Below are 20,687 nucleotides of genomic sequence, written 5' to 3' on the forward strand. Positions count from 1 at the left end.
TCTAACCTTGTCCTTCAATTCGTTTCGCGAGTTCTTGCGAGCGCCAGCCGACTATAGCCTCGGTATAGCCAGCGGTGGTCGGCCGCTGCAAGAGCCAACTTTCGGGTAACTGTGGATCGTCGCCAACAGGGCGGTTCGGTGCACGCGAGACGCGAACACGCGAAGGTATCTGAAGCGCCTCGCCCAAAATTAGGCACTCGCCGGTTCGAAGCGAAGGCAGCAAGGCGGTCAGGTTGCCCAGATCATCGGGTACCGTGGAGGAAACTGCCGATCTGTCTGCCGCGTTTGTCAACCGGAGAGCGATCATCGAGCCGCACTGACTTAATATGGTGGGGTCGATGTCAGACGGCCTCTGCGTCACCACCATCAGACCGACTCCGTATTTTCTTCCTTCCCTGGCGATTCGGTTGCAGATGCGAGAGCTCGTTGTGCCTGACCCGATCGGCACAAACCTATGCGCCTCATCCAATACGACCAGTAGCGGCTGGTTCTTTCCGCCAACGTCGAGGTTCATTCCCCAGAAGAGGGCCTCGTAGATGACCGTCAGCATAGCTCCTACGACCGTGTCCAAGACCTCCGGCGGGAGACCAGACACATCCAGCACGGTAACTGCATTGTCATGTCCAATCCAGGCTGCGATGAGACCGTCGAGGTCGTTGGTTATCCGGCCCTCCAGGCTTGCGTGATAGCCGTCCGAGCTACCAAACATGAAGGAAAAGCGTGGATCGAGAAGCCTGTTCCGAAGAAACTCGAGTTGTCGTGCAATCCCACGACGTTGCTTGTTCAGAAAGGGCGAACCACTTCCGATAGCTGCAGCCGGAAACTCTGCGGCCAGCAATCGTTCGGCATCGCCAGCGTGTAACGCGATGGATTCTGATGAAGGCGTCTGACTCGGATCGGTAAATGTCACATCTTCGTTGCGTCTCAGCTCGAACCATAACCTTCGCAAGCTGAAGGGAATCGGCGAGTCGGCGCTAACTGTTTCATCGGGAGGAGGCACATCCAATAGGGCAGCAGCTTCCAACTTCAAGCCTCGTACTTTGTCTCGAATGTACTCTGAGACCGACTCACTCATTGGCCCGAATGACAGCCGACTCATTTCCTCGAAGCCAAGTGCCCAATAGGGAACACGTAACCCACCAACACTTCCCACCTGGGCTGACAGCTTAGTGAATGACCCGGGCAACAACGCGGAGGAGTATTCGCCGTGAGGATCGATGACGAGAACTCTTGCCGAGAGCAATGGACTGCTTGTTATACCTCGAAGCAAAACAGCCATCAAATTTGACTTGCCTGACCCTGTTGAACCCACCACACACGCGTGTCTGGTGACTAACGAAGCAAGGTCAATTTCAGCTGGGATGTCGGGCGCGCCAGCGATATGGCCGATTGATATGCTCGACCCGCTCAATTGCTTGCCTGAATAGATAGTTCGCATGTCGTCCGACGTGACGAGGTGTACTTCGTCACCGACCGTCGGATATTGGCCGACCCCTCGTTCGAATTTTCTCTCTACAGACTCGCCGAATAGCACTATCGTCATCCATCGGTATCCGGAAAGCTCAGAGTCGGACATTGCCGAGCCATGTTGGTTATCCGTGCCCGGTCGCAACAAGTCGGCTCCAACCTGGGTACATACTCCAAAGAGTTGCGTGTAACCGAGCGGGATACGAACAAAATTACCTATCTGTCCTATTCGATGCGAGGCGCCATCCACCATCACGAGCGTGGTGGGGACATCTCGAAGGCGAACCAAGACCTCTGAGCCTCGAACAGAACTCACCTGGCCGATGAAGGTCGCAGAGGCAAGACGTTGCGCCTTCATTCTTGACCGGCTAGCTGATCAAGAAGTGCACAGAATTTCACAAAATCTCCAATGAGTAGCCGCCCGTTCTCGAGGTCCCTCGGGGCTCCGTCGGTCGCCTCAGGAAGTTCGAATAGTCCGTGCAACCGAAGCTCCAGCTCAACTACGTCATGCGGTTTCCAGGATCCGGTCCGACCCCCGATTATGGCCATGGTCGGGCCAAAGACAAGCACGTTTGACGAGGACTTTGCAGTTGCGTACAACGCGCTCTCCGGCGAAACATCGTCAAAGCACAGGGCGAATAGATGAAGCCTGGGATTGTTTCTGAGGGCCTCAAATACGATCTCGTTGATGTGCTGATCGCCAAAGGAATACCCTGCAGATACCAAGACTCCGTCTTCGCGTTTGTCCAAGACGTCGCGAAGCCGATCGAGCATTGCGACATACGGCTGCTTTCGCGACTCGTCATATTTGAGAACTGACGGCAGGATCATCTCTCCGGATTCAATCTCCTGACCTCTGACAATCGAGCTTCCCGATTCGCCGACCTCTCTTGACGCCCACGTTACAGACCCATGAACCTTCCAAATCTTTGTCCAATCGGACGTACCTGAAGGGGAGTCAAACCTCAGGCCGGCGGGATAAAAGAATGGTTGGAATGCTCCTGCGAATCCATCGAACGTAGGAACCCGTTCGTCTTCCAACGCGCGCTCAAAAAGCGTGTCGTAATTTGTAGTGAACAGCTCGACGGCGTGCAATCGGTCGATACGTTGAATCCATCGCGCGAACGAGTGATGTGGGAGGTTTCTCGGATACCGTTCGGCGGCCGGGCGAACCAATCTGGAAATAGTCGTCCGGATCACTTTCTCGAGTTGCGCAATCTCATGCTTATCGAGACCGGCGAGGGTATCGCCCTCAAGAATCGCTCCCTGCATTTGGCGGACGAACGATAGGAAATCCTCAATCGTCTGCTTAGCGGGGGGCAGACCTTGGGAAATCGATTCCCAAGCCTGCGCGAACTTTTCGCCTTGTGCACGGACTGCAGCTTCGCAACCTGAAGTCAGACCGGCTACGAGCGGAATAAGTGGAGCACCATCAAGACCAACGACTGCTCCTGAGGTGCCGGCTCCAAACAGGAATGAAATCAGCTTGTCCCCGGACGCCAAATGATCCCTCAATTTCGCGATTTCTCGAACGGGGTCAAAAGTCAACACGCGAACTCGATTCTCGACTTCAACTCAAATTTCATAAGTAAGCATGAGAATACTGTCTTGTGCTTTCGACTTGGCAGATAGACATACCACGGGGCTGACACCCAGAGCGACAAACACTTCAGTTAGCACACAGCCATCCCGCGGCGAACAAACGTTAGAACTGTGGGCTGTCAGATTAGAACGTTTTAGTTCAAATCCGCGTCGTCAGAGTACGTACGCACTGCGAACCACTCGAGGTCGTTAACGAATAGATACTGTGCGCCGTCTGGTGCATTGCGAAGCTTTCCCATGTAGGCAAAAAAACTACCCGTTAGATCTTCAAGTTCGCTATGACCCACCATTTCGAGCAATGCTTCGAGGTCATCGTCATCCCTGATAACTATGGTGGGCGACCCGCGACCGGTATTCAGCCAAGCACCGCCGCCATTCTTTGCTCGCGGGAATCTAATGGTGCCCCAATAGACACGAAGGCGGTTCCGGTGCTTGCCTTCAACGTCCTTTAGGTGAACACATCCCGCTCGCACCGATTGCCGGCTGTCATCCGACATGACTAAGAGGGTTTGGCTTCGTCGAAACTCTTCACGAAGCACTAGCTGGCGAAGCAGCCGGGCGAAGTTCATCGACGACACTCGAGCCGTGCCACTTCCACGGCGGATATAACGTACGGCGGAGCCATTGATACTCGCCTCCGCCTCCTCATCATGACGAACGTGACGGATCGTGCGGTCTCTGTTTGGTTCTATCCGGAAGACATTGCCCGCATTGATTTGCTCATCAATGTCGTCGAGAGCAGCGCCCCCGCCGTCTTCCGTCACCAACGATGCAAGCTCGCAATTCTCGCGGTGCGGTCGGGCACCGAAGCATGCTCGCCGACCGTTTCGGGCTTCCCGAATGAAGTACGCATCTGCCTCGCATGCGGTACAGACGAGCGACTCTCTGAGTTCGCCGCGCTCCCCCGACGGCAGGAGGGCGAAAGTATTGGCCGAAAACGTAACGCCTCGGGTCTTGCTCAGTGCTTCATCCATAGGATCGATCCCTCAGTGAGTTAACCGAAGGAAATCTCGAGCAAGACTTTCGAGCCATTCGTCCGCCCCATCGTCGGCAAACGAAACGGCGGGGCTGACCTCGCTCCGGCGCATGTCTACGAATACCTGTTGAACGCTTGAGAAGGCGTTGTCTCGAGAAAGCAGATGACGTACCACCGATACTGTCGCGGCACTGAGTTGTTCCTTATTAACCAAACGCATACCGCCTCCCCATGCCCATCGGCCCAGCGTTCGGTGAACAGGGGGTGCACGCGAATAGAGAGCCCGTCGAGCTCAACGCGTTTGCTGGCCAATGTTGCGAACGAAGCCTCTTTCCAGCGATTGGAAACGTCGCCCCAATGATCGCTAATCGCCTCAAAACTTGGACGACGAAGTGCCGGAGCCGATATAGCGACTTCTCGAAGCGCAGAACCATCGCGACTGGTTTTGCGGTCTCGCGATATGGCTTGACGCATCGGACGCCAGAAGTCGGTGGCCGGATCGTATTCACTGCTGGCCTGTTCAGCGATCTGTCGAGCGAGCCGCGGCCGAGCGCTCGCCGAGGCATTCGTGAATTTGACGAATGCGTTCAACCCGATCTCCATGCTCAAATTTCCCTACGCGCACATTGGAACGGCACACCGTTCGTCTTGTTTTTCATGAACCATCCAGTCGTAGTCTCGAGCTTCGTAGAAGTACCGGTACTCGAATCGGATGATTGCGAACGCCCTCGAAGAGCACCCAGGCTGTACCCGTTGCCAGTCGTTTTCACCACAAACTTCACCCTTCCAAGTGTTCTAGTAACAAAACAATAGCTCGATACTAACACACCGTTTCAGTAGCACAACATAAACCGTAAATGGGTTACGCTTGAAAATAATGAGCACTCATCCTGACGCTCGCCAATTGGAGAGATCATGCCCGAGTCCGTCATCGATGTCGCCGCGCTTGCAAGTGCGGCAGAAGGCCGAGTGAAGGCCGACAAGATCTCTTGGCGACAAGCTGCGGGCCAAATAGGCGTTAGTCCATCCTTGTTGACGCGCCTTCGCAACGACCAACGTCCCGACCTAGACGCCTTCGCTCTTATTGTTCGATGGCTGAGATTGCCGGCTGACCAATTCCTGATTGACCCGGAAGAGCTTGCAACGCGCGAAGAGCCGGAACTGAGCTCATCGATCAACGCCCTGCTCCGCGCCCGAAGTGATCTGGACGACCAAGACAAGCAGTATCTGACGAGCATTCTCGCGTCAGGGCTGGAGCACTTTCGGCAAACTAGGAAGACAAACTAGGCGGCAATCGATGAACAAGGCCGCTCTCAGTCGGCTCGCTATGGCGGTTCGAGCAGACTTTGAAGTGTCGCAGAACGAGCCGTTCGATCCAATGGAATGGTCAAAGGAAAACGGCATTCCCTTCATCTCAATTCGTGACTTCACCGCGGATGCCGCTGCCTTGCGACGCTTTCTGGAAGAGAAGCCCCGAGTCTGGTCAGCGGCCCTCCTCCGGGATGGGCGAAGGCATTTAGTTATCTATAACCCTGAGTGTTAACGCCGACTGAAAACAGGGCCAGTACTGCCAACTGAAAACAGGGCCACCAACCACTATGGAAGGTGATCACTTTGGATGACTGGGCAGAAATTCGTCGGTTGTATGCGTCGGGCGGGCACTCGAAAAGAGAACTCGCGAAACGGCTTGGCGTTTCGCGAGGGACGATCGATCGGGCGTTGCAGGCTGACCGGGTGCCGCGGTATGAGCGGGCGTTGACGGGGTCGAGTTTCGATGAGGTCGCACCGGCGGTTCGGAAGCTGCTGACCGACTCGCCGCGGATGCCGTCGCCAGCCCTGGCGGAGCGGGTGGGGTGGTCGGGTTCGTCGTCGTTGTTCCGGTTGAGGGTCGCAGCGATCCGGCCTGAATATCTGCCGCCGGATCCCGCTGACCGGATCGATCACCAGCCCGGTGTGCAGGTGCAATGCGATCTGTGGTTCCCGCACCAGGCGATCCCGCTGGGTCATGATCAGCACGGCATGCCGCCGGTGTTGGTGATGACGTCGACGTTCTCGGGGAACATCCAAGCGTTGATGCTGCCCTCCCGGACAACCCCCGACCTCCTCGGCGGGATGTGGCAGCTGTTGCAGCAGGCCGGCGCGGTGCCGGAGCGGCTGGTCTGGGATAACGAGACCGGTATCGGCCGGCGTAAGCTCACCGAGCCCGCTGCCGCGTTCGCTGGCACGTTGGGGACGAAGATCGTGCTGCTGCCACCGCGGGATCCGGAGTCCAAGGGCATGGTCGAGCGGATGAATCAGTTCTTCCGCTCGAGGTTCATGCCCGGCCGCAGCTTCGCATCGCCAGCGGATTTCAACAACCAGCTCGTTGACTGGTTGCCCGTCGCGAATGCCCGCTACTCGCGCTCACGGCGCGGGAAACCCGCCGAGCTTGTCGGCCGTGATCGGGCCGCGATGCGGGCCTTGTCGCCGGTGCCACCGGAGGTGCTGTTCCGGAACACGGTCAGGCTGCCTCGGGATTACTACGTGCGGGTTTTCACGAACGATTACTCGGTCAGTCCGGGCATGATCGGTCGGATCGTTGATGTTACTGCTGACCTGCACCAGGTCACTGTCACCCATGACGGCACTGTCATCGCGGTGCATCAGCGGGAGTGGGCCCGCCAGCTGATCGTCACCGATCCGGCCCATGTTGCCGAGGCGGCAGTGCTGCGGCAGGCGTTCAAACAAGTCCGCGGCTACCGGCCGTTGGAAGCTGTCGAAACCCGCGATCTTGCTTCCTACGACGACCTCTTCGGCACCGGACAGGTGGCCTGATGTCCGAGCTCGAATCCCAGTTGGAGTACTACGCCCGTGCATTGAAAGCGCCTCGGGTCGGTGAGGGTTTCCGCCGGCTCGGCGAGCAAGCCCGCGCGGACGGGTGGTCACACGAGGAGTACCTCGCCGCCGTGCTGTCGCGCGAGGTTTCCGAGCGGGAAGCATCAGGGGCGACGCTTCGGATCAAGGCTGCCCGGTTTCCCGGTTTCAAGACGTTGGAAGAGTTCAACTACGACCACCAGCCTGGCGCCGACCGCACCCTCATCGCACACTTGGGCACGAGCACTTACCTTCAGGAAGCGAAGAACGTCATCCTCCTCGGACCCCCTGGCACTGGGAAGACGCACATTGCGATCGGGCTCGGCATCAAAGCTGCGAAGACCGGCCACCGAGTGCTTTTCGATACCGCGAACGGCTGGGTCACCCGGCTGCAGGAGGCGCACTCCCGCGGCAAGCTCGCCGCCGAACTCACCCGGCTTCGCAGATACAGCCTGCTCGTCATCGACGAGGTCGGCTACGTCCCGTTCGATCAAGACGCCGCGAACCTGTTCTTCCAACTCGTGTCATCACGGTACGAACACGCGTCACTGATCCTCACCTCGAACCTGCCATTCGGGCGCTGGGGTGAAGTATTCGGCGACCCGACCATCGCGTCAGCGATGATCGACCGCGTCGTGCACCACGCCGACGTACTCAGCCTCAAAGGCACAAGCTACCGGCTCCGCGGCCACAAAACAATCACAAGTACGACAGACTAAACAAACCACGTGGCCCTGTTTTCAGTTGGCAACCGTGGCCCCATATTGAGTTGGCGTTAACACCTGAGAGAAGTTTGGAGCGTATTCGATCCGATCTAACACACGAGGTAGCTCATTTTGAGGCGGAACACGATCCATCCGAAGCTTGGACCGACGAAAGTGGGCGCTGCGGAGGGACCACGAAGGAGCAAGAGATAGAGGCCGCGGAGCTCGCAGGAGCAATCCTCATACCCCACGAAAGTGCCAAGCGTGCCGCAATGCGTGGCATCGATGCAACCGCCATCGCGCTCCGTTACCAGGTCAGTCTAGAAATGGCTGAGTGGCGAATGAGGATGAGTGGCGGATACGAAATCCGCCGACACTCACAAAGTAAGCGTGTGTAGCGCGCCTGACATGACGCTCGCATCTGGCCCCAATTGAAACACGCGTGACCGAGGGTTAAGGAATAGTTTCTTCCCCATCGAAGTCCGTCCTCCTGAATAGTGCGGAATTCGTTCGATAACGAGTCGTGGCGAACGGGCAGCCGGGTGGTGGCCTGACGAAGATTGCCAGAGCTGTGCTTGCAAATTTGCCTCGAAAACTTCGTAACGAACCCGATCGCGGAGGATACTCGCGGCCCAAGGTAGAAAAATCACTTGTCACCTGATTTACTTTCATATAGTTACGAGAGCTGGGGGCTCAATGGTTAACGACGCATCGGTGCCTGATTACGAAACTCTTGTGGACAGATCATTTGTCTACAATTCCGAGTACTTGGAGTCGCAAGAGTGGCGGGCGAGCCCATTCGAATGGTTGCTTGGGGTTCCTTCCGCCACTCAGGGCAAGATCGCACGACAGTTGGTCCAGGACTGGGCACTGTCATTCGGTATGGATTCGTACCAGATCACAGACCACTACCAACGTTATGTTGTCGTCAATGAGGCCCGGATTCAGGTGAAGATGTCGACGCTATGGGCTAGCGGCGAGTACAAATTTCAGCAAATCCGGGATCAAGAATTTGACTTCTTGCTATGCCTCGGCGTGTCACCCAATGACGTACACGCCTGGCTCATTCCTAAAGAGGAACTCGCCACTCACGTGATCGGAATCTCTGGCCAGCACACTGGCGCCGCTGCTCGCGAAACGTCTTGGTTGAAGGTGATTCCTGGGCGAGCAGCGCTGTGGCTGAGAGATTATGGAGACCAGCTCGCCGATGTTCGGTCACTCCTTCAAGAGATCTGATAGGACCGAGGCTGATAGCGCAGAATTCCGCCACCCAGTTGGGAACCTGCCAATGCCAACCATCGCCGACATTCTGACAATCGCCTGAATCGAGCTTGCTGATGGCTCGACGCTCGATTGTGAAGCAAGCGCAAGCACTGCCGCAAATCTATTGTTTGCGTCGCGCACAGCTCCGGACATCCATTCGCCTAGGTCTTGCACGCGGGAACGAGCAGACTGCGCCGGGCAAGAAGGGGCAGCGGAAGGCTCAAGTTGTGCCGTGGTGCGATGTTGTTTGCGACGGGGAGCTGGCGTCTAACGTTCTCGACAGCCTGGTTGAAGGTGACTATGTGGTTGTTGAGGGGGAACTGCGCGTGCATCGGTTGTATCCGGTTGACGATGGGCGCGACTCGGCGATGGTGTCGGTGCGCGCGGAGAGCGTGGGGCTCGACCTGCGGCGCGGGGTTGCGAAGTTTCTGCGGGTGGAGCGGTGAGGGAGAGCTCATTCCGAAGGTGGGCGCCATCGTCTCGACGATTGAGCCAGTCATGCGGTATGCGTTCAACGATCCCGGCGGAGTGCGAACCGCCGAAAGTTCAAGGCTGCGCTCAGTGCTGCGGGGCATCCGGTCGCTAAGCAGACGCTTGTGGAGAGAACATCCGCTCAGACAAAGAATCGATAGATGCTCGACCCTTGCCCGGGGTGAGAGCTTATGATGGGAACGAGATCAGGATGAGGAGGTGGCACGAATGGCCAAGTTGAAGAAGAGTATTAGCGCCCAGCGACTGAGTGACTCTGCGCTGAAGTCGACTATGAAGACGATGAGAATTGAGGGCCGAATGCCCCTCGTCGCGCCTCAGGCAATCACGTCTAGTCGTCACGACCACTCTGTGGTCGACGCATTCAAGCCCGCGGCACGCCACTCGGTTGGCTGAGTACCGCAACCCTTACTACGACACTCCGATTTCACCGGAGGACGAGGATTCGTTCGTTCAGGGCGTTCATTTCGAGACCAAAGCTGACCTCTACGAAGCTGAGGCCACTGCGCTCTACGAGGTGCGTTTCGAACTCTATCGAGCCATCCAGGACGACGAGCTCTCTGCCCACGATTTGACGCAGCCCAACTCGCTCGAAACCCTTCACCGCGAGATCAATAAGTCGATCTGGCAGTGGGCGGGGATGTTGCGGAAGACGGGTTTGAGTATTGGGATCGACCCGCGACTGATCAGGCAGGAACTGTATCAGCAGCTCGACACCCTGCAGTGGCGGGTCGACAACATGGATATGCACGGGCTTTCGCCGGAGGCCGTCGCGATGGGTGCTCACCACACGATGGTGTGGATTCATCCCTTTGTTGACGGCAACGGCAGGTCTACTCGCCTTTACGCCGATCTGCTGTTGTTCGCGCTTACTGGCGACCGGGTGTTCGAGTGGAGTGAAGACCCTCTGTACTACGCGGCGCTGAAGCGCGCCGATTCGAGTCGCGATGTGAGTGAGCTGCTTGAGATCGTCGGGGTCGAAGTTCTCTAGACGCAAAGCGCGGCCCGTTTGTGGTGAGTCGATCGCAATGACGAGATGTCTCGCTAGAGGCGTGGCCCCGAGCATCCATTCGGCTCATCTATAGGTCGCGGACGAACACACTGCGCCTCAGTCAACGGGCGAGAGACGGCTCATACGAGCGAGCGCTTTCGGTCATCTAATCGCCAGGTCATTTCTCGTGGCAAGATGAGTTATCCTTAGTGATAACAGACCTCGCTAGGGCTAGAGCGCAACCTTTCCCCAAGACCGGCGGGCTTTTCCTTGTAAGCGGACATCGATAGAAAGCAACTCTTCTCATTTTCAAAAACGCTCTGACCTTATCTCGACAGGTCGAAGCAATGAAGTCTCCAACTACACAGAAGTGATGATTTACCGAGAAGGGTCCGTGTCATGAGCGAACTAGGAGTCTTGCTGGCAGCAGAGGGCGATGCGGCCGAGGCAGCCGAAAATTCGTTGGACGCACCTGAGCGAACGAACGTAAAGGTGACTCGTGGGTGTTCAACTCGCGATGGGCAACTATTCAGTGATGAGGAGAGAATGAATGTGCACAAAGTAATTCAAACAAGCGCTCTATCCGGTCGCATCGCCGAGGGCAAAGCCGACCCGATTACCGCCGAAGAGCGCGCGATTGTTGGCGAACTTCGGGCGTCGTACGAGAAGCGTTTTGGTCACGGAAAAAGCCACAGTGCGGATACCCACCGGACGCGTTTCAACTCAGAAGAAGAAGAAGAAGAAGAAGAAGAAGAGAGAGCGAACGCCGACGCAGACGAGCTCATTCGACTAGGGCAGGAGATGGGCACCTGATTGATGACGCGCATCTCGTGCTGTTCATCTATCGACGCGTCGAGAAAGTCGATCATGGGTCTCGGCGAAGCCCATGCCCGCAGCTACGCGGCAATATGAAGCGTAGCGACGATTTCGTAGGCGGGCACGGCGTGATTGAGGAGCATGTTGCCCAGTTGCTTGGCGGCGTCCCCAATTACGCCCTCGGGTCGCTCTGGCCAATCGATCAGCGCGACGGCCGGGTCTGACACTCGGTCTTCGCGAGAATCACTTTCGGAACTCACTGATTCTCTCCTGAACACTCAGGGGTCGCCGCCGAATTTCGTCTGGCACTGAATTCGAAGGTGTTTCGATCGGTCATCCGCTCGCCATTCGCCCAGACATGCAGGCCCGCGTCGAGATTTGCCAACCCGCGTACCAATTGAGCGTCGTCCGTTACTCGGTATGCATTCAAGTCGGCGGGAACATGGCCCAGCGCGACGTCGACTGCTTCAGCTGATCCAAGAGCAGCTTCGAGTAGCGCGCGTCCGGAGTCGACTCCATTGCCGCGAACGACGACGACGTCAGACGCGATTTCGAAGCGCTCGGCCCATGTACAGAGCTGTTCGTCACACTTCTCTTCGAAATCGGAACACTCGGTCATTTCGCATCCCTTCGGTAGATGCCTGTCGGCGAGATTGAAGCCCGTTCTGGGTAGTCAACCGTCGAGACTTTGCGGGAAAGCGCATGTTCCAAACTAGTCTCGAGGTTTAATCAACTATAGCCTAGGGTTTGGACATGGACTTCATTCCCGGGACCATCTCCGAAGCGCTCGCTGAGCTATTGGTCGTAGGCGGAATCCCATGCATCTTGCTTTTCGCTCCGACTTCAGGGCAGTCCATCGTCGCCGCCTGCCAGGGTGCCGAGCGAGCCGAGCAGCATTCCGGAGGCACAGATTGACGAAACAATTGAGGCCGAGCGTCGTCTTACGGTGGGGAATTGCGACCGCGGTCGGAGGATCACTGTTCGTGATAGTCACTCCGATGGTGATCGACTGGATGTTCTTCAGCGGCGCGACGGGAGACTGGCGCAGCGTGCAAGCTGTCGTCGAAGTGGTTCTGCGCACGGTCGCCAGCGTATTGGCCCCACTCGGTGCCGCCCTCATCGCGGCCGCCGTCGTGATGACGTACATCGAGCAGCGAGAAAGAATCACTGATGGACATTGAGCCGCGAAACACACGCCCCCACGAGCGAAACCGACTGATCTGATCGTGCCGATCTATGAGTTCGTTGCGACACTTGACCGGGCGATAGACGATGAGGACTACGACGAGCTGTTCGACTCCGGGCTTGACGACATTACGCCTGCAACCGAGCAGGGTATCGGCATCCTCATGGTGACGCGCAGCGCCGAGTCGCTCATTGCTGCAATCGTGAGCGTTGTCGAAGATGCCCGCGAAGCCGGTTTTGTTGTCACAGGTGTGAAAGACGAAGACCTCGTTTCGCTCAAGACGATTGCTACACGCCTTGGTCGAAGCTACGAATCGTTGCGGTTGCTCGCAATAGGCAAGCGGGGGCCGGGCGGCTTCCCCCCGTCGCTCTCGTCTGACGGATGGTCGCTGTATTCCTGGGCAGCCGTGTCGAAGTGGCTCAATACGAATAATTACGCGAATCTGGATCCGGCAAGCATCGATCACCTCGCGCTCGTCGCAGCCGACCATCTTCTTCAAGCACGATCGCTCGTGGATGCCCCCACTTTCGAGACGCTTGCTCCACTCACCGCAGCGTGATTCACTCAGACAGCGACCAGCTGCAGGACATCGACCCGCGCCCTAAGCTCTAGCCATGAGACTCCCCCAGAGTAGTTCAGGGGCTCAAATCCCGCTCGCCCGCAGCTACGAAAGCCCGAGAATCCCTGCCAAGCGGCGAAACGCCTCGTAGACGTCCTCGCCCGGCGCGTGGATGAGCTGAACCGTCACGGTGTCGGCGCCGTTGTCGAGGTGTGCGCCGAGGCGGGCGCGGATGGTGTCGTCGTCGCCCGAGACGATGATCTCGTCGACGAAATGGTCGCTGCCGGCGCCAGCCACGTCGTCATCGCTGAAGCCCATGCGGCCGAAGTTCGTGACGTAGTTACGCATGCGCAGGTAGTTGTGCAGCGACGCGCGTCCCACTTCCCTGGCGACCTGCGGGTTGGGGCTCAGCACGACGTGCTGTTCGGTTGCAAGCAGGGCGTCGCCGAGAAGCTCGCGAGCGCCGCGATTGAATTCGGGCGTGACGAGATAGGGATGCGCGCCCGCCGTACGCTCGGCAGCGAGCCTCAGCACGCGCGGGCCCAGGGCCGCGAGTACCAGCTCGTCACGGGGAACGCCGGCGGCATCCAGAGCGTCGAGGTAACGCACGAGGGGCTCGAAGGGGCGGGCGGCGTCTTGGCCGGACGCTTCAGGATGCCCGACGCCGACGCCGAGCAGGAAGCGACCGGGGTGCTTCTCGGCAATGCGGCGATACGACGCAACAACGACGACCGGATCGGTCGCCCAGATGTTGACGATGCCGGTTGCGACGGTGATGTGCTCGGTCGCGTCGAGCAGTTCTTCGATCAGAACGAGGTCACCAGAGGGAGAACCACCCACCCAGATCGACCCGAAGCCGAGGTGTTCGAGGTGGGCGGCGAGCGGCCCGTCGAGGTCGGAGCCCTGTCGCCAGATGCCGTAGGAGCCGAGCCTCTTCGTCCATGAAGGTGTCATGAGGGAGCCAACGCACGAACGGGGTGAGATGTTCCGCTAGAACGCGAGCGCGCCTGCAATGGTTTGCGCTTCCATACCCTGTACGCCCTGACAGAGTGCGGCGCGCTCCGAGAACGAACGTGCAGGGCCCGTGGTGCCCGTGAGGACGCACGGACTAACGATGATGCTGACAAGCTCATTGGGAACGGCCGTGCACTGCCCGCACGGGAAGCAGTATTCTGATCGCGATGACCAGAAAGCCACGAGACCACGACGGTGCCAGCGCAGAGAGCGGCGGGTCGAAAGACGACAAATCGACCGAGGACTTCGTCGCGCGACTCTTGGCTGCCTCTGAGGGTGTCGACCCGAGAGAGCTGCTTCACCAGCTCTCCGGTCTCGCCATGGAGGCCAGAACTCCCGCAGCGAAAGCATTCGAGCTACCAGCGCGACCCGATAGCCCCGTGCGATTTCAGCTTCGTGCGGACCTCGTCGGTTCGAAGCCACCGATCTGGCGGCGGCTGGTCATTCCGGGCGATTTCACGATGGCCGACGTTCACGATGTGATGCAGGAGGCTTTCGGCTGGACCAACAGCCACCTCCATCGATTTGATCTCGGCGCCGCGTATTCGCGCGACCTGCCGGGCATCGTGATGCAATACGAGATCGATGAGGGCGACGGTGGCATTCTCGAATCCACCGTCACGCTTGATCAGCTCGTCAGTGCTCCCGGCGATGCCTTCACATACACCTACGATTTCGGCGACGACTGGAGACATCGCATCGTCGTCGAGAAAGTCGAGCCGATCGAAGTCGAGTCACCGGATTCCCAACCGGCCAGCTGTCTTGCGGCACGTCGCAACGGTCCCCCCGAGGATATCGGGGGCATCCACTCATTTGATGAACTACTCGCCGCAGCACAGGAGCCCAGCGAAAACCAGGAGGAATGGGTCAGGGAGCACCTCGAGCACTATGGCACCGATCTGCTCGAACAGGCAGAGCGACCGGTCGATATCGTGGACCTCAACGTGCGTCTTCAGTCGATCAGCGCGGCACGAACGATTCGGGGGTGGTTGGCCGAGCATCCATCGCCATTGGCAGGTCTGATACTTGGAACTCTCAACGACGACGCCAGCCGGTACGCGATGCGACTTCTCGCGGGTTGCGGAATCGACGATCTCCAGGCCCCCAGCGAGGCTGACGCCGCCCGCGCGACCGCCGTTGTCAGAACGTTTCTGTCGTTCATTCCACCCGAAGGGATCTCTTTGACGGCAGCAGGCTACCTTCCACCGTCGGTGGTCATGGAAATGATGGCGCAGCTCGACCCTCACAAGCAGTGGTTAGGTGAGGCCAACCGTGAGATCGCAACAACTCCGCTGCTCGCCCTGCGATCCGTCGTCTCGGCGTTGGGGCTGACGCGGGTGCGAAAGGGGCAGTTCGCGCTCACTGCGGCCGGAGCGAAGGTCGCGAACGATCCCCGAGCGCTCTGGCACCACATCGCCAAGCGTCTGCCCGTCGAGAAGACAGGGTGGTCTCGCGACGTCGGCATGCTGTTGCTTTTGCTCGTCGGAGGGCACGAGGGTAGTGAGGTCGACGAGTCGTCAACCTCAGGCACGCTGTTGGATGCTGCGGCAGGCCCTGCCGCAGTGGCAACGCTGTTCAGCGAGCTCGACTGGTTGACCATGGCCGCAGGGTGGCACTTCGAACACACGAATTCGTACAGTCGGTCGCGTGCCTACAGCGGCGTGAGAGACACTGCCGATGTACTGACCTGGGCCGCAACCGGCGAACTATTCAGCAGGCGAGGAACAGGTACTGAAACTCTGTTCAGCGAGTGGGCCCGACGTCTCGCGCAAGCCGCGTTGCTCGAATGGTGACACGGCTTCCGCTGCACTACGGCAGAAAATGGGCGGTGGCGTAAGATGTTCGAGGTTCTGCAGCGGGGACCGTAGATCGAGGATCTCGGGCGGAACTGCAGCTTGTAAAGACGCTTACCGACACTTTAAGCCAGAAGTGTCGGTAAGGTGGATTCGTGTCGACAGATTCGCCTCAGCCATCGATAACTATTCCTCGCGCTGCGACCGAAGCGCATCTCTGGCGACCGCAAGCACGAGACCTCTTTTCGAACGCCGAAGTCGCACGGCAGACCGGACCGTACGAGTCGACGATCCCGGCCAGAATCGCAGCGTGGTCTCCCGAGTTGTCTGCAGCCGATGTAGCCAACGTTCTGGAGGCATCCCAGGCCCTCTCGAGCTTCGACCACTACGCCCTGAGCCGCCTTGGGAGGGAGAATCCGGCACTTGCGCCAATGTCGGCAATCCTGTTGAGAACAGAGAGCGCGTCGAGCTCGCAGATCGAGCAGCTGACGACGTCTGCCAGGCAGCTTGCTCTGGCAGAAATCGATGAGGGAAACACGGCGAACGCGGGCACGGTTATTGGCAACGTGCGCGCGATGGAAGCCGCGTTGCGGTTCTCCGACAGTCTCGATCAAACCAGCATTCTCGCAATGCATCACGAGCTTTTGAGTCGCCAGACGGGCCTGGAGCACGAAGCGGGAAGACTTCGAACACAGCTCGTCTGGATCGGCAACCGTGACACGGCAGGGCCTCGAGGCGCTGAGTTCATCGCGCCCCAACACGAACTCATTCCCGATGCAATCGCAGACCTTATCGACTTCATGCGTCGCGACGACGTACCCACTCTGGTGCAGATCGCCGTGGCACACGCCCAATTCGAGACGATTCACCCGTTCATCGACGGCAATGGTCGCACGGGCCGGGCGCTGGCGCAGGCGCTGTTGCGCAACAAGGGTCTCGCGACCCAGGTCACCGTTCCCATCTCTGCAGGGCTCTTGACCGATACCGAGCGGTACTTCAGCGCGCTCACCGCCTACCGCGGGGGCGATGCGGCACCGATTGTGAGGCACTTTGCTGACGCTTCACGCTATGCCGCAGTCACGGGACTAAAGCTGGTCGACGATCTCTACGACCAGGTCGAGAAATCTCGGGAGAAGTTGCGGGGGCTGCGCCCGCAATCTGCGGGTTGGCAGATTCTTCCGCGTTTGATTGGTCAGCCCGTGGTAAACACACGGTACCTCGGGGCGGCGCTGGGGCTCAACGACGTCACGGCCGTCCGCGCACTCACCGCCCTGACAGATCGCGGCGTGCTCCGGGAACGCACGGGTCAGGCCCGCAACCGCGTCTGGCAGCACGACGGGATACTCGATGTGCTCGATGCCTATGCCGCGAGCATCCACAGGCCGTGAGCCTTGCGGCCAGGCGTTGAAAGTGTACGGTGTTTACATGAGACCTTCGGCAGTGGCGCCTTCGTTGGTTCTCGCACGGGAGGTTTCCGCATGACACGTCGCAAGTCGGTCACAGTGACGCCGGTACGCGTCGCCACGCTTCTCGCCGGGGAGGAGCGGATGCCCGTCTACGTGCACGTCATCGAGCATCCAGACGGTCGGGTGCTCGTCGACACGGGAATGACCGAACTTCATCCCGCGGTCGCCGACATGGACCCTCGCCTGGAGCCGCTGACCGAGCAGAGCATCGAGCTCGACAGCATCACCGCGGTCGTCAACACGCACCTTCACTTCGACCACTGCGGCGGCAACCACTTGTTCGCGGGGCAGCCGGTGTACGTGCAACGCCAGGAGCTGCAGGATGCGCGCACGCTCAACGACTACACGATCCGTGAGTGGGTGGATGCTGCGGGGGTGACCTACATCGAAGTCGAGGGTGAGTTCGAGCTGCTGCCGGGGGTTCGACTGCTGCCGGCGCCCGGCCACACGCGCGGCTCGCAGATCGTGGTCGTCGAGACCGAGGAGGGCCCCGTCGTGATCGCGGGCGACACGGCGGTCTGGTTCGGCGAGTTGGACGAGCCGGTCACAGAGGGCCAGCGACTCATCCGCTCGCTCAACCCGCGCCAAGTGTGGCTCGCCCACGTCGCCGAGCCATGGTCGGCCGGGTCGTAGAACAGCACCGTGGCTTGCGTCCGAACTCCAGCGCTGCTCAGGTTCGCAATGAACCTCAGGCGTAGGTGGGTCGACCCTTGGTTCGGTAGGTCTGCGCGAGCACACCAGTCGGGAAGGCCTTCGACTCGACGAGTTCGAGCGCGAAGTCCCTGCCCTGCTGCGGGAAGAGCCGGAGCCCGTCGCCGACGATGACAGGGCACACAATGAGGTTGATCTCGTCGACGAGCTCGTTTTCGAGCAGCCACCGGGCGAGCATCCCGCTGCCCACGACGACGAGTTCGCCACCCGGTCGAGCCTTCAGTTCCCGGATGCCCGCAGCGATGTCACCCGAGATCACCGTCGTATTCGCCCACTCCGGTTCGGTCAGAGAGTTCGACACGACGTACTTGGGCCGCGGGTTCATCGCCGCGGAGAACGGGTTCGAGTCGTCGGCCTGCCCTCCCCAGTACTGCGCGAACAGGCTGTATGTCTTGCGCCCGAGCAGAAATGCGTCTGCGCGCTGCCACGTACTCACGATGTAGGCGAACGACTCCGCATCGCCGGTAGGGATGGCCCAGCCACCCCGCGCGAAGCCCGGGTCGAGTTCGTCGTCGTTGCCGCCGTTGGCCTGCATCACTCCGTCGACACTGACCTGTATCGAGATCGTCAGGTTCATGATCGCCTTTCCCTGCCCTTGGCCGATGGTGCCTTCAGTAGGACTGGTAACAGCATCGACGACGTTCGACCAGAAACGCAATCGATTCGCCCAGCCGCGGGTGCAGGCGAAAGGCCTCAGATGTCGATGTCGCTGCCCATGGTCACGGTGCGGCTGGCCGGCAGCGCGAATCGCGCAGCAGGGTTCGCCGCATTCTGCGCGAGAGCCGCGAACAGGCTCTTGCGCCAGGCGACCATGCCGGGGGCACGAGTCGTGCGAATGGCCCCCCGCGAGACGAAGTATGACGCAGTTTCGAGCTGCTTGGGCCGCAGATCGAGCACGTCAAGCGTGCAGGCCCTGCGAAGCGCCCGAGGGATGTTCGGGGTGTCGGAGAACCCGAAGCGGATCTTGAGGTGGTCGATGTCATCGTCGGAGTACCCGAGGTCGTGGTACTCGAAGGCCTCCTTCGGGTCGATGTGCGGCACGTTCTCGATGACGACCGTGACAACGATGACGCGCTTGTGCATGACGTTGTTGCGCTCGACGTTCGCCCTCAGTGCCAGCGGGGTCGAATCGCGGTTCGGGTGCAGGAAGATCGCCACGCCGGGCACTCGCTGAATCTTGCGGGCACGCACGTCTTTCACGAAGTCGGGGAGCGAGCCTTCCTTTTTCAGCCGCCCGAGAATCACCAGTTGACGCCCGCGCCTCCATGTCGTCATGACGACGATCACTGCGAGCGCGACGATCAGCGGCACCCAGCCGCCGTGCAGGATCTTCGACAGGTTTGCACTGAGAAACGTCAGTTCGAGGCCGCCGAAGACGAGCGCAGTGATCCCGATCTTCCACCAGCCCCAGCCCCACAGCCGCGGGGCGACGAGCAACAGCAGAAGAGTGTCCACAACGAGAGCGCCGGTGACCGACACCCCATAGGCGGTGGCTAGGGCTGCGGATGATCGGAACACGAGCATCACCGTCATCACCCCCACAAAAAGCAGGGTGTTCACGGCTGGTAGGTACACCTGGCCGCCCTCGTGCTCTGAGGTGTGGCGCACCGTCAGCGGCGGAAGCAGCCCGAGCTGCACGGCCTGCCGCGTCAGCGAGAAGGCACCGGAGATCACGGCCTGGCTCGCGATCACGGTCGCGGCCGTTGCGAGGATCACCATCGGCAGCCGCGCCCAGTCGGGGAACAGTAAGAAGAAGGGGTTGGAGCGGGCATCCGGATTCTGCAGGATCAGCGCCGCCTGCCCAAGGTAGTTCAGCACCAGAGAGGGGAAGACGAGAAAGAACCATGCCCGGCGAATGGGAGGGCGACCGAAGTGCCCCATGTCTGCGTAGAGCGCCTCGGCGCCGGTGATGACGAGCACGACGGCGCCCATTGCCACGAACGCCACGAACGGATGCGCGACGATGAACGTGACCGCATAGGTCGGAGACAGGCCGAGCAGAACATTGGGGTGCTGCACGATCATCGGCACGCCTGCGACGGCGATGACGATGAACCAGAGCACCATGATGGGCCCGAACAGCCGGCCGACCCGGGCGGTTCCGAACCGCTGGAACGCGAACAGCCCGGTCAGGATCACGGCTGCAATGGGAACGACGAGGTGACCGAGCGCGGGCAACGCGACCTGCAGACCCTCGACCGCTGAGCGCACACTGATCGCGGGAGTGATGAGCGAGTCGCCGTAGAACAGCGAGACGCCGACGATGCCGATGACCAGCAGGAGGCCGGCTTTGCCCGCTTTCGCGGCGTAGAGACGCTGGGCGAGGGCCGCGAGCGCCATCACCCCGCCCTCACCGCCGTTGTCGGCGCGCATCAGGATCGTGACGTACTTGATCGACACCACGATCGTGATGGCCCAGAACATGAGCGAGATCACGCCGAAGACATCGTCGGCGGTGGCCTGCACGGCACCATCGTCGATGCTGAACACGGTCTGCAGCGAATAAAGAGGGCTGGTTCCGATGTCGCCGAACACGACACCCAGGGCCGCAACGGCGAGCCCGGCTGCGCCGACCTTCGCCGGCCGGGTCGCTGATTCCATCAGGTCATCCTCACCATCTCAGAGCAGTGATGAGTCTACGTCTACCCGGGCGCCGCAGCGCTCGGTTGCGCAAGACCACAACCTGCTCCCCCACAGCGGTATGGCATCGAAAAGATCGTTAGCCGCATCGTTATGAAGTTGAGGCGCGCCGAGTAATGACGAATTCAATGCCGATGCCGCGCGTAAACTGATTATT

At 59.7% G+C, this 20,687-nt stretch carries 21 protein-coding genes; 13 read left to right on the forward strand and 8 right to left on the reverse strand.

Annotated elements, in window-relative coordinates:
- Nucleotide 1 precedes the first annotated feature (1 nt).
- From JOE66_RS13885 to JOE66_RS13900, 4 genes are all read right to left on the reverse strand, one after another.
- Complete coding sequence (locus JOE66_RS13885; RefSeq protein ID WP_205110362.1) at nucleotides 2-1,825, reverse strand: ATP-binding protein; 1,824 nt, start codon at nucleotides 1,823-1,825, stop codon at nucleotides 2-4.
- On the reverse strand, nucleotides 1,822-3,018 hold the full coding sequence (locus JOE66_RS13890; protein ID WP_205110364.1) for an SIR2 family protein: 1,197 nt from the start codon (nucleotides 3,016-3,018) through the stop codon (nucleotides 1,822-1,824). The genes JOE66_RS13885 and JOE66_RS13890 overlap by 4 nt, the downstream gene beginning before the upstream one ends.
- Before the next feature lie 185 nt (nucleotides 3,019-3,203).
- Complete coding sequence (locus JOE66_RS13895) at nucleotides 3,204-4,043, reverse strand: hypothetical protein (RefSeq protein WP_205110366.1); 840 nt, start codon at nucleotides 4,041-4,043, stop codon at nucleotides 3,204-3,206.
- 116 nt (nucleotides 4,044-4,159) lie between these two features.
- A complete protein-coding gene (locus tag JOE66_RS13900; RefSeq protein ID WP_205110368.1) occupies nucleotides 4,160-4,648 on the reverse strand; it encodes a hypothetical protein in 489 nt (162 codons plus the stop codon).
- 312 nt (nucleotides 4,649-4,960) lie between these two features.
- Here JOE66_RS13900 and JOE66_RS13905 point away from each other — a divergent pair, with 312 nt between their 5' ends.
- From JOE66_RS13905 to JOE66_RS13940, 8 genes are all read left to right on the forward strand, one after another.
- A complete protein-coding gene (locus JOE66_RS13905) occupies nucleotides 4,961-5,332 on the forward strand; it encodes a transcriptional regulator (protein WP_205110370.1) in 372 nt (123 codons plus the stop codon).
- Between the two features lie 318 nt (nucleotides 5,333-5,650).
- Nucleotides 5,651-6,859 carry an IS21 family transposase gene (gene istA, locus JOE66_RS13910; protein ID WP_205106297.1) on the forward strand — a complete coding sequence of 403 codons (1,209 nt, stop codon included), beginning with the start codon at nucleotides 5,651-5,653 and terminating at the stop codon, nucleotides 6,857-6,859.
- On the forward strand, nucleotides 6,859-7,617 hold the full coding sequence (gene istB / locus JOE66_RS13915; protein WP_205107004.1) for an IS21-like element helper ATPase IstB: 759 nt from the start codon (nucleotides 6,859-6,861) through the stop codon (nucleotides 7,615-7,617). The genes istA and istB overlap by 1 nt, the downstream gene beginning before the upstream one ends.
- Before the next feature lie 50 nt (nucleotides 7,618-7,667).
- Nucleotides 7,668-8,000, forward strand: a complete 333-nt coding sequence (locus tag JOE66_RS17855) for an ImmA/IrrE family metallo-endopeptidase (RefSeq protein WP_205110372.1) — start codon at nucleotides 7,668-7,670, stop codon at nucleotides 7,998-8,000.
- Nucleotides 8,001-8,316: 316 nt separating this feature from the next.
- Nucleotides 8,317-8,838, forward strand: coding sequence for a hypothetical protein (locus tag JOE66_RS13925; protein WP_205110374.1), 522 nt, complete (start codon nucleotides 8,317-8,319; stop codon nucleotides 8,836-8,838).
- A gap of 101 nt (nucleotides 8,839-8,939) precedes the next feature.
- A complete protein-coding gene (locus JOE66_RS13930) occupies nucleotides 8,940-9,311 on the forward strand; it encodes a single-stranded DNA-binding protein (RefSeq protein WP_205110376.1) in 372 nt (123 codons plus the stop codon).
- A 560-nt stretch (nucleotides 9,312-9,871) separates the two neighbouring features.
- On the forward strand, nucleotides 9,872-10,345 hold the full coding sequence (locus JOE66_RS13935; protein ID WP_205110378.1) for a Fic family protein: 474 nt from the start codon (nucleotides 9,872-9,874) through the stop codon (nucleotides 10,343-10,345).
- Between the two features lie 399 nt (nucleotides 10,346-10,744).
- Complete coding sequence (locus JOE66_RS13940; RefSeq protein WP_205110380.1) at nucleotides 10,745-11,158, forward strand: hypothetical protein; 414 nt, start codon at nucleotides 10,745-10,747, stop codon at nucleotides 11,156-11,158.
- A gap of 83 nt (nucleotides 11,159-11,241) precedes the next feature.
- On the opposite strand, the gene JOE66_RS13945 is transcribed toward JOE66_RS13940, so the two are convergent.
- Complete coding sequence (locus JOE66_RS13945) at nucleotides 11,242-11,421, reverse strand: hypothetical protein (RefSeq protein ID WP_205110382.1); 180 nt, start codon at nucleotides 11,419-11,421, stop codon at nucleotides 11,242-11,244.
- A 723-nt stretch (nucleotides 11,422-12,144) separates the two neighbouring features.
- Here JOE66_RS13945 and JOE66_RS13950 point away from each other — a divergent pair.
- Both JOE66_RS13950 and JOE66_RS13955 read left to right on the forward strand, forming a co-directional pair.
- Entirely contained in the window at nucleotides 12,145-12,342 is a 198-nt protein-coding gene (locus JOE66_RS13950) for a hypothetical protein (protein ID WP_205110384.1), read from the forward strand.
- 45 nt (nucleotides 12,343-12,387) lie between these two features.
- Complete coding sequence (locus JOE66_RS13955) at nucleotides 12,388-12,906, forward strand: hypothetical protein (protein WP_205110386.1); 519 nt, start codon at nucleotides 12,388-12,390, stop codon at nucleotides 12,904-12,906.
- Nucleotides 12,907-13,011: 105 nt separating this feature from the next.
- On the opposite strand, the gene JOE66_RS13960 is transcribed toward JOE66_RS13955, so the two are convergent.
- Complete coding sequence (locus tag JOE66_RS13960) at nucleotides 13,012-13,860, reverse strand: TIGR03620 family F420-dependent LLM class oxidoreductase (RefSeq protein ID WP_205110388.1); 849 nt, start codon at nucleotides 13,858-13,860, stop codon at nucleotides 13,012-13,014.
- A 227-nt stretch (nucleotides 13,861-14,087) separates the two neighbouring features.
- On the opposite strand from JOE66_RS13960, the gene JOE66_RS13965 reads away from it, so the two are divergent.
- From JOE66_RS13965 to JOE66_RS13975, 3 genes are all read left to right on the forward strand, one after another.
- The gene (locus JOE66_RS13965; RefSeq protein ID WP_205110390.1) at nucleotides 14,088-15,713 is read left to right on the forward strand and encodes a plasmid pRiA4b ORF-3 family protein; all 1,626 of its coding nucleotides are present in this window, start codon (nucleotides 14,088-14,090) and stop codon (nucleotides 15,711-15,713) included.
- Nucleotides 15,714-15,868: 155 nt separating this feature from the next.
- The gene (locus JOE66_RS13970; protein WP_307827216.1) at nucleotides 15,869-17,101 is read left to right on the forward strand and encodes a Fic family protein; all 1,233 of its coding nucleotides are present in this window, start codon (nucleotides 15,869-15,871) and stop codon (nucleotides 17,099-17,101) included.
- A gap of 90 nt (nucleotides 17,102-17,191) precedes the next feature.
- The gene (locus tag JOE66_RS13975; protein WP_205110392.1) at nucleotides 17,192-17,812 is read left to right on the forward strand and encodes an N-acyl homoserine lactonase family protein; all 621 of its coding nucleotides are present in this window, start codon (nucleotides 17,192-17,194) and stop codon (nucleotides 17,810-17,812) included.
- 55 nt (nucleotides 17,813-17,867) lie between these two features.
- Here the strand turns inward: JOE66_RS13975 and JOE66_RS13980 are convergent, their stop codons facing one another.
- Together JOE66_RS13980 and JOE66_RS13985 are read right to left on the reverse strand one after the other, a co-directional pair.
- On the reverse strand, nucleotides 17,868-18,467 hold the full coding sequence (locus tag JOE66_RS13980) for a dihydrofolate reductase family protein (RefSeq protein WP_205110394.1): 600 nt from the start codon (nucleotides 18,465-18,467) through the stop codon (nucleotides 17,868-17,870).
- 116 nt (nucleotides 18,468-18,583) lie between these two features.
- A complete protein-coding gene (locus tag JOE66_RS13985; protein ID WP_205110396.1) occupies nucleotides 18,584-20,491 on the reverse strand; it encodes a potassium transporter Kup in 1,908 nt (635 codons plus the stop codon).
- Between the last annotated feature and the right edge of the window lie 196 nt (nucleotides 20,492-20,687).

This window comes from Subtercola frigoramans, from assembly GCF_016907385.1.
GTDB lineage: Bacteria > Actinomycetota > Actinomycetes > Actinomycetales > Microbacteriaceae > Subtercola > Subtercola frigoramans.